Consider the following 11,716-nt stretch of genomic DNA (forward strand, 5'->3'; position numbering starts at 1 on the left):
TTCGCCAGAACTCCTACTCGATACTCATTCTGCTGACTTGCCAGGCCGATCTAGAATAATAAACCTGATTATTCAGTTCAGGTACGCTGTCATATGGGTAAACAATAAATAGAGGGCCTTTATCACGGACGCGCATATATTCTCCGTTGATTTTTAAGGCAAGGATGACATTGTATTTTTTGAAGTCACTAAGCGGGATAACGGTAGTGTAGTCATTGAGCGCAGTGACCTTAACTACAGAGCCTTTCGCGCCGACGTAATCCATGAGTTTTTGCAGGGAGATGCCTGTAAAAGTCGTACGCCCATTATACCAGGGAGAGGTGGTCTGAAAACTCATCATGCCCAGTTTCTCAAGGCTGGCGGTGTCAAAAACGGCTTTTCCGTCAGCATTGGTATTTGCAATATTACCGGTCAGTGTTAAAAGCACTTTACCCTCGGGCTTGGGAAGCGTTCCAGCCCAGACCTGGGTGGAGATCACAACGCTCAATAACATAACAATTAACCGCATTTTAACCTTACCTATCGACTGGATGTTAAGGAATTATAATTTAGTTAACATACTATTTATATAAGCCAACCGGCTATTATTGATAAGACAAATACTTGGCGTTGGTTAATTGATTTAAATCAATGAGATAACTAAAGCTAATGGTCTAATTTTTGAGTAAAAACGGTCAGTGAAATAATTAAAACGCGTTGTTTTTATTGTGTCTGTATGAAAAACAAACCAAGGATAAGCGTGGTGTAAATAAAGGCATACGAACATAAAGGTCTATTAGTTTGAACGGTCATAGGGAACGCTGATTGGCGGAAATGAACGCTGCATTGCGCTTCCTATTTCGGCTTTGGACGTGACGTGGGCAGGGGGGGAGCGAGAAGCATACGTTGGAACATTTATTAAATAATCTCAACTGTAGACTTTTCTAGCCCTTAATGTTCTGAGTAGCAAATCATACAAACTATCCACAGCAGAAGACCCCTGAGAAGCGTGGCTTCTGAACAATGATACTTCCATAGGCTCAAGGGGCCCCAAAAGATGTTCACTGCCAAGCACCTGCAGATGAGATGGAACGCTGCATTGTGTCAAAACGGCAACAGCCAGGCCACTTTCAACTGCTGTAATCTGTCCTGACAGACTTGAGCTGTTATATACCACTTTATATCTCCGCCCCTGAAGTGCTAATGCATTGATAGCACTACGTTTAGCAAGACTTGTGCTTTCATAAACTGCAATAGGTAATGGGTCGCGCCTCCAGACTTCAAACTGCGGAGACCCCACCCACACCATCGGTTCATAAAATAATAACGAGCCCTGGCCAGGATGTTCCCGGGAGACCAGCGCCAGGTCGAGGTCGCCACTCTCGACGCGAGGAATTAATGACGTCGATTGTTCGCAGCTAAGTTCAATTTCGACTGACCCAAAGTTAGGAGCGAATCTCTTTAGAGCCGGAGTCAGGTATTTTGCCGCATAGTCATCAGGAACTCCCAGACGAATGCGTCCTGTTAACTCTTTGCCGTGGAATGCAGCCTGGGTTTCAGAATGAAGATCGAGCATCCTTCTGGCATACCCCAACAGTTTCTGACCCTCGGGTGTGAGTTGATTCTGACGTGGACCACGAAGTAGAAGCTGACATCCTAATGCCGTTTCGAGCTTTTTGAGCTGCATGCTGACAGCAGACTGTGAACGATGAACTTCCGGTGCTGCAGCCGAAAGTGACCCCGCATCTATCACTGCAACAAAGCATTTAAGCCAGTCTATCTGTAGATCCTGATAATACATTTGCGACCTTTATCATTCGATAATCAAATAGCAATATACATTATTATGCGTTTTTCTTGTTTATACTACATTGGCATAGTGCCTTCCTGTTGGCTTTTATTTTCAGGAAATCACGATGTCTCAGGCAACGCGCAGCATCCCAAATTTATCTCGACTAAATCGACCACTGATATGGTTAGGTTTTCAACAACTTATCCCGGTTTCTCTCTTTGTCTCCATTTTTGGCGCCGCTTTTGGCCTGGCCGCAGCACAAGCGGGTGTGGGGCATCTGACGGCAACGGCGATGAGTCTGTTGGTCTTCGCCGGCTATGCACAATTCGCCGCGTTAGACCTTTGGGGGACTCAAATCCCTTTATTCACCCTTATGGCAACAGTGTTTGCCATTAACGCCAGACATCTGTTGATGGGAGCAACCCTATACCCGTGGTTGTGGCCTTTATCACCAGCAAAACGCTACGGGATAATGATGGTTGCCTCAGATGCTAACTGGGCTATGTCCATTCAGGCATTCAATAGGGGAAAACCAGGGCTGGGCTTACTCTTTGGCGGTGGACTCGCGCTATGGCTTTTTTGGGTTATTGGTACGGTGGCAGGGCTGTATTTTGGTAGCGCCGTCCAGGACCCTAAAAGTTATGGTCTTGATATGGCGATGGGGTGCTTTCTGCTCTCTATGGTGTTTGAAGGCGAAAGAAATCTCAGAATGGTTGCTATCTGGATTGTCGCGGCAGCGTCATCGCTGATGGCTTATCAATGGTTATCGGAAAATAGCCATGTGATCGTTGGCGCGCTCGCCGGTGGCATAGCTGGGGTGCTGATGAGGAAGAAAAAATGACTATTGAAACGACGGGTATGGGCCCACTGATGATTGTTATTGTGATGGCTCTGGTTACGCTTGCAACCCGATGGGGCGGTGTTTATGTTATGTCATTTATTTGATTTAACAACAAAATCAAAGCTTTTATTCAGGGAATGTCAGGTTCCGTGCTTGTGGCCATTTTAGCTCCCGTTGCGTTAACAGGCGACAAAGGTTCGCAGATGGCACTGCTGACCACCGCGATGATGATGTTGGTTTTTAGCAGACCGTTGCTCGCTATTACTTTTGGCATTGTTGTCTCAGCACTGGTCAGATATTTTTAATGGAAATGAGTTAGTCCTCTGATGCGTTTGGCGAAAAATATGAATATAAAACCTCGTACGATTGTCCTGGTTCCGGGTTATATGCTTGATGAAAATCTGTGGAGCCGATTTGAAACATATTTACCGCCGCATTTTAAGGTCCATTATGCTTCCCTCAATGGCGGGCAAACCATACGTGATATAGCCAGGCATATGAGTACTTATCTGCCCGGAAAATTTACTTTGATAGGTTTTTCGCTAGGCGGGTACATTGCCAGACAGTTTGCTGCGGATTTTCCGGAACGCGTGGAGTCTTTGGTACTGATTGCCAGTTCGTTACGGGAAGATACGCCGCGACAGGTGGAGTCGAAGCGGCAAAGCATCCAGTCATTGTCTTCCAGAACGTTTAAGGGGTTGAGCAACCATGCTATTGCTCGCTCACTCCACCCTCGAAATGCATCAAATCTGGATATGATATCGAATATTCAACAAATGGGATGCCGTCTTGGATTCGAAGCCTTCGTTACGCAATCCAGCTTGCTAAGGCAAAATATTCCTGCCGCGACGCTATGTTGCCGAACGCTGGTCATTGCGAGCAATGACGATGTAATACGCTCAATGACTGAGGCAAAGGAACTGGTCGATACCATTCCTCATGCGTCGTTAAGGATTATCACTGGGAGTGGTCATATGGTTCCACTGGAGCAGCCTCAGGCGTTGGCAAATAGGGTGTCTGCATGGCTCGCGGATATTTAAATTGAGCGCGTTTTAATTTTTTAATCAGAGAGCCGGATCCAAAGATTTCAATAAATATAGATTATTTCGGTAAGTTTTTATCTAATTATTATAACAATGCTATAAGATAAAGAAATCTGCCATAACGACAGATTTCTTTAAATGAAAATTAGAGATTCGCAACGTTATGATATACTTTCTGTACATCATCGTCAGCTTCAAGGCCATCAACAAGACCTTCAAAGATTTCTAAATCTTCTGGTGAAAGTTCAATTTCTGATTGCGCAATTAATTCTAATTCTGTTGTTGAGAACTCGGTAATGCCAGCAGCTTTTAGCGCTGCAATGCCTTTATGAAGGTCTGTGGCTTCAGTATAAACAACGATGTTGCCTTCTTCTTCGGTGACATCGCGAACATCAACTTCAGCATCAAGCATGATTTCAAAAATACGGTCAGGGTCTGTGCCTTTAAAAACAATCACCCCAGTGTTATCAAACATATAGCTGACAGAACCAGCTGCTCCGATATTGCCGCCTTTTTTATTGAAAATGTTGCGGACGTTAGCAATCGTACGGTTAACGTTCGAGGTCAGCGTTTCAGCAATAATCATAGAGCCGCTTGGACCAAAGCCTTCATAACGCCCAGGTACGAAGGTCTCATCTCCGCCGCCTTTGGCTTTATCAATAGCTTTATCAATAACGTGCTTAGGGACTTGAGCTTGTTTTGCTCGTTCAATAACGAACTTTAAAGCTGAGTTCGATTCTGGGTCTGGTTCACCTTGCTTAGCCGCAGCATAGATTTCTACGCCGAATTTTGCATAAACATTAGACGTTGCCCCGTCTTTAGCCGTTTTTTTAGCAACAATATTGGCCCATTTACGTCCCACTGGAATGCTCTCCTCGAAAATTTATTTACATTTTTGACAGGGTATTAACCTGTATATTCTTCTTTGATATTATATCATAACAAGTAAAATCTCGTCTATGAGAAAAGAAAATACATCCATTTTACGAGATTTTATTTTAATTTAATTAAGGGTTCACATAGTGGCTGATCTATTTAATTATTTTGGTCTGTTTTTATTTTTTAATTATTAATGACTAGATTGTAGTGGCAACAATATATACTCAAGATAAACGGAAGCGGGGGCCATGAATACCTCTGTGTTCCACGCTACAGCGTTACCTCTTACCGCGAACGGTCTACACCATACTTCCTTACATTACAATTTTTATGCTACTTTCATTTCTTTTTCAGAAATAAAATGATGACGACGAGCCTTCAGTTTAACTTCTCTACGCGGCCATTGGTTCCTTTTGCCCATGATTACCCTCACGGTGCGACGGAACCCTGGCATCGTCATGATTGCGCGCAGTTGCTGCACACGCTGAGTGGTGTCGTAAGGGTCGAAACGGAGCAGGGATACTGGATTGTCCCGCCTAGTCGGGGTGTATGGTTGCCAGCAGGGACGCATCATTGCCTTAAGATAACAGGCAACGTTGCCGCCAGAACCTTGTTTATCGATCCTTTTGCCCGGGCTGACTTACCTTCAGTTTGCCAGGTTGTTCAGATTTCAGATTTGCTGCGAGAATTGATTATTAATTCGTTGTCGTTGCCCACACATTACGCAGCCGGAACCCGTGAAGAAAGAATCTATGAACTGATTCTGGATGAGATCCGCGTAATGAACGTGCTGCCGTTTAATCTTCCTGAACCAAAAACACCCGCACTACAGACGCTGTGTCAGCAGATTCAGAACGAACCCGGTAAATCCTGGACCGCCGCGATGGCCGCGGCCCAGCTCAACATGAGTGAGAGAACGTTGTTACGGCATTTCCAAAGACAAACGGGGCTGTCATTCAGTGAGTGGGTGCGGCGCGCAAAATTGATGATTGCCCTCAATTATCTTGCCCAGGGGCAATCGGTTTTACGCGTGGCGCTGGAACTCGGGTATGAAAGCCACAGCGCATTTAGTGCCATGTTCCGTCGTATTCTGGGGGCTTCCCCAAGTGATTACTTTCAGTCACGCGGATAAAGTGACACGGCATTCAGCAATGCCTGCAATGACGCTCGGGCGACGTCGTTGTTGATGCACACACCCCAGCGGCTTTCACCATCGGCAAACGTACAGCAAATATAGGCCGCAGACCGACTCTCGTTATGTCTGCCGAGCGTATGCTCATGATAGTCTTCAATCGCGAAGGCTAATTTACACTGCGATTTCAGTGCATCGGCGGCAGCTGAAAGCAACCCATTACCTTTTCCCTTTAACGCTATGGTGCCATCTGCTGTTTGAATTCGCGCACGAAGCGACGTTCCGCCGTCCTCCAGGCTTTCACTCTGGTATTCCAGCAATTGCCACTCGGCTGTTTGAAAGCGAATATAAAGCTTACGGAATAAGTGCCAGATATCCGCCAGCGTCATTTCGCGACCATCGCTATCCGTCTGTCTTTGCACATGGTGGCTAAAGTCCTGCTGCAGACGGCGCGGGAGTTTGAGACCGTGATTTTGCTCTAATATCCATGCCGCACCGCTTTTCCCTGACTGGCTGTTAACGCGAATCACCGCTTCGTAGCTGCAGCCAATATCGTTCGGGTCGACGGGAAGGTAAGGCATTTCCCAGCGCTCACTAGCGGATTGTCCCCGTGCGGTGAATCCCTTTTTGATAGCGTCCTGGTGCGAACCAGAAAAGGCAGTAAAGGCGAGTTTACCGGCATAAGGATGACGCGGATGGACAGGCAACTGGTTACATTGTTCGACCGCTTCGACGACGTGTTTCATATCGCTAAAATCAAGTTTCGGCGATATTCCCTGACTGTAGAGGTTCATTGCGAGCGTAACCAGACACACGTTTCCCGTGCGCTCACCGTTGCCAAACAGACACCCCTCTACGCGGTCTGCGCCTGCGAGTATGGCCAACTCCGCGCTGGCGACACCGCATCCGCGGTCATTATGCGGGTGCACGCTGATACAAACTGCATTGCGCCTTGAAAAATGGCGGCAAAAATACTCTATCTGATCGGCGTACACATTCGGGGTATTCACTTCAACGGTCGCAGGCAGATTAATGATCATTTGCCTTTCAGGGGAGGGTTCCCAGACATCAGCGACCGCTTCACAAATTTGCAGGGCAAAATCAGGCTCGGTAAAACAAAATGTTTCCGGGGAATATTCATAGCGCCATCGGGTCTGTGGGTTAGCTTCACACAATGCGCGAATTTTTTGCGTTGCGCTTGCAGCCAACTGGATGATTTCTTCTTTGCTCTGGCGGAACACCAGTTCACGGAAAAGGGGCGCAGTAGCGTTATACAGGTGCACTGTCGCGCTCTCCGCGCCATCAAGTGCTGCGAAGGTGCGTTCAATCAGATCGGTACGCGCCTGGGTGAGCACCTGAATCGTGACATCTTTTGGTATCAGGTTGTCTTCAATCAGTTGGCGAACAAACTGGAAATCGGTCTCTGACGCGGCAGGAAAGGCCACTTCAATCTCCTTAAAGCCACATCTGATCAACAGCTCCCAGAAACGTAATTTTCGTGCTGAATCCATCGGCTCCGCCAACGCCTGATTACCGTCGCGCAGGTCGGTGGAAAGCCAGCGTGGGGCCTGAGTTAGCTGTTTATTCGGCCACTGGCGGTCAGGCAGCGAGATGGGAATATGGGGGGAATATTTTTGCGATGGTTCTTGTAACATGGCGACTCTCCTTTGCGTTCGACTTCCTTTATCCTGCTCAATCAACAGGCGGATTACCGACGCAAAGGTGACAACCTATGTAGCGAAACCGTCAGGTTACAGGTAGACCAAACTAAACTACGCTTAGTTTCTGCTCAAAGCCTCCGTGTAAGCATCACGGTTCTATTCCCCTTTAAAGTAATGGGGAACATCCTGGTAACGGCTATGCTACGATATTGATTAATATAGCCATACTATAAATACATTCATGCCAGAACACTGGGGCCCATAGCCAGAAAGCGTGCCCATGAGCGAACGTGCGGATTAAGGTGCGAATTGTTATTAACGTGCTAATAGAACTGGAAAAATTTCTAGAACAGGATTGTGACGTGAAGAAACTGATCTTACTGGCCTGCGTGATGACCGTACTCGCCGGCTGTGATAACAATAATCCCCCTGCGGCATTCACCCCAGAAATGGCAAGTTTTTCTAATGAGTTTGATTTTGACCCGCTGCGCGGCCCGGTTAAGGATTTCAGCCAGACGTTGCTCAATGAGAAAGGTGAGGTGGCGAAACGCGTGAGCGCGCAGCTGTCACAGGAAGGGTGTTTCGACCTGCTTGAATTTCATGATATTGAGCAGGATACCGGCGCGCTGCTGGTCCTGAATGCTAACTATTACCTTGATGGTGTCACCCATGAAAAGCGTGTCATTCTTCAGGGGAAGTGCCAGCTGTCTGAGTTTCCGTCGGCGGGCGTCAAATGGGAGACCGATGACAATGGCTTCGTGGTGAAAGCGCTCGGTAAGGACGGCGAGGTGGACTACCATTACGATAGTGAAGGTTATCCGCTGGGCAAGGTGTCAACGCAAAAAGGTATCACGCTGTCGGTTATCTCAACGCCGTCGCAGGACGCCCGTAAAAAGCTCAACTACACCGCGGTGAGCCTGCTCAATAAGAAGCCGGCGGGAAACGTAACCCAGAGCTGCGACTATGACCGACATGACAACCCTGTGAGCTGCGATCTGACCATCGTTGACCAGAGTGTGACCCCATCGGTCACTGAACATTACACGATTAAGAACACCATTCAGTATTATTAAGCTAATGATATTGAATAGAAAAGGGCGCTAAATAGCGCCCTTTTTAATATTATCTGATGACTCGTCCGGTTGAGCGGTCAAGGCAGCGTAGGGTATTTGGCTCCCAGTACGCGTTCACGTTGGTGCTTTTCAGGCAGTTGTCACGGGCATCAAAAGCAACATCTGCTTTATCCCACTCTTTTTCAGCGCGTTTGTTAACTTTCTGACGCAGCTGGCGGGTGTCGTTCCATTGCTCTTTATCCATCGCCGCGTTCTGGCGACTCTGTGCGCTATCGCCAGATTCAATAACCAGTTTGTTGGTTTCAGCAGAAGCAGAGGCGGTGTACACAAAGGCACCCAGCGTCAGCATAGCCGTCAGGCACAGGCGTTTGCTAAGTGTAATTTTCATCGATGAGTTCCTTTAACGTAGTGAAAACGATGACTCCTTAAGCCAGTCTACTACAACTCTCACCACCGGCATACCCGTGAAAATAGCGTGGTCGAATGTGCTTGATATTTGAGTATGATAGGCCATTCGTATGTTGATGATGAATAACGATGTTAAAGACTTCTCTACTCTTTTTTGCCACCGCGCTGTGCGAAATTATTGGCTGTTATCTCCCATGGCTTTGGTTGAAGCGGGGAGCAACGCCTTTGCTGCTGGTCCCTGCGGGGCTTGCGCTGGCAATGTTTGTCTGGCTTTTAACGCTGCATCCTGCTGCCAGCGGCCGCGTGTATGCGGCCTACGGTGGCGTTTATATCTTCACCGCGCTGCTGTGGTTGCGGGTTGTTGAAGGTGAAAAACTCACCGTGTACGACTGGCTTGGTGCCGTGGTAGCGCTGTGCGGAATGCTGATTATTGTCGCCGGTTGGGGACGTAGCTAATATGCGGCCTGAGAGGGCCGCACTGCCTCATTTCTCTTCGTATTTTCCCATCATTTCTCTCGCAGCCCACCGCTGAATTTTTGTGATCTTCACTGGTAATTTTCGATCTTCATACTTGTATGGTAGTCGGCTGAGGCGTAAGTTCGCCTCACTAACCGATGAGATGTGAATTTAAGGATTGAAGATGAAAATTGTGGGTGCTGAGGTTTTTGTAACCTGTCCTGGACGTAACTTCGTCACGCTGAAAATTACCACCGATAGCGGCCTGGTTGGCTACGGTGATGCAACGTTAAACGGTCGCGAGTTGCCCGTTGCCTCCTACCTGAAGGATCATCTGTGCCCGCAGCTGGTGGGGCGCGATGCGCACCGCATTGAAGACATCTGGCAGTTCTTCTACAAAGGCGCCTACTGGCGTCGCGGCCCGGTGACCATGTCCGCTATCTCGGCGGTTGATATGGCGCTGTGGGACATTAAAGCCAAAGCCGCCAACATGCCGCTATACCAGTTGCTGGGTGGCGCGTCCCGCGAAGGCGTGATGGTTTACTGTCATACGACCGGTCGTACCATTGATGAAGTGCTGGAAGATTACGCGCGTCATAAAGAGATGGGATTCAAAGCCATTCGCGTGCAGTGCGGTGTACCGGGGATGAAAACCACCTACGGGATGTCCAAAGGTAAAGGTCTGGCCTACGAACCCGCTACCAAAGGGCAGTGGCCGGAAGAGCAGCTGTGGTCGACCGAGAAATACCTCGACTTCACGCCGAAACTTTTTGATGCCGTACGTAGCGAGTTCGGTTTTGACGAACACCTGCTGCACGATATGCACCATCGCCTGACCCCAATTGAAGCGGCCCGTTTTGGTAAGAGTATCGAAGATTACCGCCTGTTCTGGATGGAAGACCCAACGCCAGCCGAGAACCAGGAGTGCTTCCGTCTGATTCGCCAGCACACCGTTACTCCGATTGCGGTTGGCGAAGTGTTCAATAGCATCTGGGATTGTAAACAGCTGATTGAAGAACAGCTGATTGACTATATCCGCACCACCATTACCCACGCGGGCGGCATCACCGGTATGCGCCGTATTGCCGACTTTGCCTCGCTCTATCAGGTACGCACCGGTTCTCATGGACCATCGGATCTCTCTCCAGTTTGCATGGCGGCTGCGCTGCACTTTGACCTGTGGGTACCAAACTTCGGCGTGCAGGAATATATGGGGTATTCCGAGCAGATGCTGGAAGTCTTCCCGCATAGCTGGACCTTCGATAACGGTTATATGCATCCTGGCGACAAACCAGGATTGGGCATCGAGTTTGATGAAAAACTGGCAGCAAAATATCCGTATGAACCTGCCTACCTGCCGGTAGCAAGACTGGAAGATGGCACGCTGTGGAACTGGTAATAAGGAATCCAGAATGAAAAGCATAGTGATTAAAGAGCCAAATGCGCTCGTGATTGAAGAGCGGGAACGGGTGGAGCCCGGAATCGGCGAAGTGCGCGTAAAAGTAAAATTGGCGGGTATCTGCGGTTCCGATAGCCATATTTACCGCGGCCATAACCCGTTTGCCCGTTACCCACGCGTTATCGGGCATGAATTCTTCGGCGTGATTGATGCGGTTGGCGAAGGTGTCACCGATAAGAAAATCGGCCAGCGCGTATGTATCGACCCGGTCATTAGCTGTGGTCATTGCTATCCGTGCTCGGTGGGGAAACCTAACGTATGTACTTCTCTGGTGGTGCTCGGTGTCCATCGTGATGGTGGCTTTAGCGAATATGCGGTGGTGCCGGCAAAAAATGCCTGGTTGGTCGCCGACAATATTGCCGACCACCATGCGGTGATGGTTGAGCCTTTTACCATCGCGGCGAACGTTACCGGACAGGTTAAGCCAACGGAAGCTGACGTGGCATTAATTTATGGCGCAGGCCCAATGGGGTTGACGACCCTGCAGGCGCTCAAAGGCGTCTATCACGTTAAACAAGCGATCGTCGTCGATAGAATAAATGAACGATTGGCGATGGCAGAGCGTTGCGGTGCTGACTGGGTTATCAACAATGGTGATAAACCGCTTGCGGATTGGCTGGAAGAAAAGGGGATCAAACCGACGCTTATTGTCGATGCCGCTTGTCATCCAACGATTCTGCAGGAGGCCATTACGCTGGCTTCTCCGGCGGCGCGTATTGTGCTGATGGGCTTCTCAAGCGACCCATCGACAATTACCCAGCAGGGCATTACCGGTAAAGAGCTGTCCATTTTCTCCTCACGCCTGAATGCGAATAAATTCCCGGTGGTACTGGAATGGCTGGAAAAAGGGTTAATTGAACCTGATAAATTAATAACGCATTACTTCGATTATCACCATGTAATTGATGCAGTCGAACTGTTTGAGAAAGACCAAAAATCTTGCTAGTAAGGTCCTGCTACGTTCGATAAATAAAATTAAATAATGCGATTGAG

13 protein-coding genes are annotated in these 11,716 nt (G+C 48.3%); 8 read left to right on the plus strand and 5 right to left on the minus strand.

Going from position 1 to position 11,716, the window contains the following annotated elements:
• Positions 1-13: 13 nt before the first annotated feature.
• Together GKAS_RS12115 and GKAS_RS12120 are read right to left on the minus strand one after the other, a co-directional pair.
• On the minus strand, positions 14-508 hold the full coding sequence (locus GKAS_RS12115; RefSeq protein ID WP_035894536.1) for a putative pterin-binding protein: 495 nt from the start codon (positions 506-508) through the stop codon (positions 14-16).
• Positions 509-907: 399 nt separating this feature from the next.
• Complete coding sequence (locus GKAS_RS12120; RefSeq protein WP_035894537.1) at positions 908-1,780, minus strand: LysR family transcriptional regulator; 873 nt, start codon at positions 1,778-1,780, stop codon at positions 908-910.
• A 115-nt stretch (positions 1,781-1,895) separates the two neighbouring features.
• On the opposite strand from GKAS_RS12120, the gene GKAS_RS12125 reads away from it, so the two are divergent.
• The 3 genes from GKAS_RS12125 to GKAS_RS12135 all read left to right on the plus strand — a co-directional run bounded on the left by GKAS_RS12125 (position 1,896) and on the right by GKAS_RS12135 (position 3,652).
• Positions 1,896-2,612: an AzlC family ABC transporter permease gene (locus tag GKAS_RS12125; protein WP_035894538.1), complete on the plus strand. Its 717-nt coding sequence runs from the start codon at positions 1,896-1,898 to the stop codon at positions 2,610-2,612.
• 155 nt (positions 2,613-2,767) lie between these two features.
• Positions 2,768-2,917 (plus strand): hypothetical protein, encoded by a 150-nt coding sequence (locus GKAS_RS25295; RefSeq protein ID WP_246870732.1) that lies wholly within the window; start codon positions 2,768-2,770, stop codon positions 2,915-2,917.
• A 39-nt stretch (positions 2,918-2,956) separates the two neighbouring features.
• The gene (locus GKAS_RS12135) at positions 2,957-3,652 is read left to right on the plus strand and encodes an alpha/beta fold hydrolase (protein WP_035894548.1); all 696 of its coding nucleotides are present in this window, start codon (positions 2,957-2,959) and stop codon (positions 3,650-3,652) included.
• A gap of 148 nt (positions 3,653-3,800) precedes the next feature.
• Here GKAS_RS12135 and GKAS_RS12140 read toward each other — a convergent pair whose 3' ends face one another.
• Positions 3,801-4,517: a YebC/PmpR family DNA-binding transcriptional regulator gene (locus GKAS_RS12140; RefSeq protein ID WP_035894539.1), complete on the minus strand. Its 717-nt coding sequence runs from the start codon at positions 4,515-4,517 to the stop codon at positions 3,801-3,803.
• Positions 4,518-4,898: 381 nt separating this feature from the next.
• Here GKAS_RS12140 and GKAS_RS12145 point away from each other — a divergent pair, with 381 nt between their 5' ends.
• The gene (locus GKAS_RS12145) at positions 4,899-5,666 is read left to right on the plus strand and encodes an AraC family transcriptional regulator (protein WP_035894540.1); all 768 of its coding nucleotides are present in this window, start codon (positions 4,899-4,901) and stop codon (positions 5,664-5,666) included.
• On the opposite strand, the gene leuA is transcribed toward GKAS_RS12145, so the two are convergent.
• Positions 5,651-7,321: a 2-isopropylmalate synthase gene (gene leuA, locus GKAS_RS12150; protein ID WP_035894541.1), complete on the minus strand. Its 1,671-nt coding sequence runs from the start codon at positions 7,319-7,321 to the stop codon at positions 5,651-5,653. The two genes, GKAS_RS12145 and leuA, sit on opposite strands and share 16 nt — an antisense overlap.
• A 368-nt stretch (positions 7,322-7,689) precedes the next feature.
• Between leuA and GKAS_RS12155 the strand changes: the two genes are divergently transcribed.
• Positions 7,690-8,400: a YnfC family lipoprotein gene (locus GKAS_RS12155; protein WP_035894543.1), complete on the plus strand. Its 711-nt coding sequence runs from the start codon at positions 7,690-7,692 to the stop codon at positions 8,398-8,400.
• A 49-nt stretch (positions 8,401-8,449) separates the two neighbouring features.
• Here the strand turns inward: GKAS_RS12155 and GKAS_RS12160 are convergent, their stop codons facing one another.
• A complete protein-coding gene (locus GKAS_RS12160; RefSeq protein ID WP_035894544.1) occupies positions 8,450-8,788 on the minus strand; it encodes a DUF1283 family protein in 339 nt (112 codons plus the stop codon).
• Positions 8,789-8,937: 149 nt separating this feature from the next.
• Between GKAS_RS12160 and GKAS_RS12165 the strand changes: the two genes are divergently transcribed.
• The 3 genes from GKAS_RS12165 to GKAS_RS12175 all read left to right on the plus strand — a co-directional run bounded on the left by GKAS_RS12165 (position 8,938) and on the right by GKAS_RS12175 (position 11,669).
• Positions 8,938-9,264 (plus strand): YnfA family protein, encoded by a 327-nt coding sequence (locus GKAS_RS12165; protein ID WP_035894545.1) that lies wholly within the window; start codon positions 8,938-8,940, stop codon positions 9,262-9,264.
• A gap of 184 nt (positions 9,265-9,448) precedes the next feature.
• Positions 9,449-10,663: a starvation-sensing protein RspA gene (rspA, locus tag GKAS_RS12170; RefSeq protein WP_035894546.1), complete on the plus strand. Its 1,215-nt coding sequence runs from the start codon at positions 9,449-9,451 to the stop codon at positions 10,661-10,663.
• 13 nt (positions 10,664-10,676) lie between these two features.
• A complete protein-coding gene (locus GKAS_RS12175) occupies positions 10,677-11,669 on the plus strand; it encodes a Zn-dependent oxidoreductase (RefSeq protein ID WP_035894547.1) in 993 nt (330 codons plus the stop codon).
• Positions 11,670-11,716: the final 47 nt, after the last annotated feature.

The organism is Kluyvera ascorbata ATCC 33433 (genome assembly GCF_000735365.1).
Taxonomy (GTDB): Bacteria; Pseudomonadota; Gammaproteobacteria; order Enterobacterales; family Enterobacteriaceae; genus Kluyvera; species Kluyvera ascorbata.

Bases quoted from the DNA above. Each gene is read 5' to 3' on its own strand.
- GKAS_RS12115 (WP_035894536.1), bottom strand. From the start codon at position 508: ATGCGGTTAATTGTTATGTTATTGAGCGTTGTGATCTCCACCCAGGTC.
- GKAS_RS12120 (WP_035894537.1), bottom strand. From the start codon at position 1,780: ATGTATTATCAGGATCTACAGATAGACTGGCTTAAATGCTTTGTTGCA.
- GKAS_RS12125 (WP_035894538.1), top strand. From the start codon at position 1,896: ATGTCTCAGGCAACGCGCAGCATCCCAAATTTATCTCGACTAAATCGA.
- GKAS_RS12135 (WP_035894548.1), top strand. From the start codon at position 2,957: ATGAATATAAAACCTCGTACGATTGTCCTGGTTCCGGGTTATATGCTT.
- GKAS_RS12145 (WP_035894540.1), top strand. From the start codon at position 4,899: ATGACGACGAGCCTTCAGTTTAACTTCTCTACGCGGCCATTGGTTCCT.
- leuA (WP_035894541.1), bottom strand. From the start codon at position 7,321: ATGTTACAAGAACCATCGCAAAAATATTCCCCCCATATTCCCATCTCG.
- GKAS_RS12160 (WP_035894544.1), bottom strand. From the start codon at position 8,788: ATGAAAATTACACTTAGCAAACGCCTGTGCCTGACGGCTATGCTGACG.
- GKAS_RS12165 (WP_035894545.1), top strand. From the start codon at position 8,938: ATGTTAAAGACTTCTCTACTCTTTTTTGCCACCGCGCTGTGCGAAATT.
- rspA (WP_035894546.1), top strand. From the start codon at position 9,449: ATGAAAATTGTGGGTGCTGAGGTTTTTGTAACCTGTCCTGGACGTAAC.
- GKAS_RS12175 (WP_035894547.1), top strand. From the start codon at position 10,677: ATGAAAAGCATAGTGATTAAAGAGCCAAATGCGCTCGTGATTGAAGAG.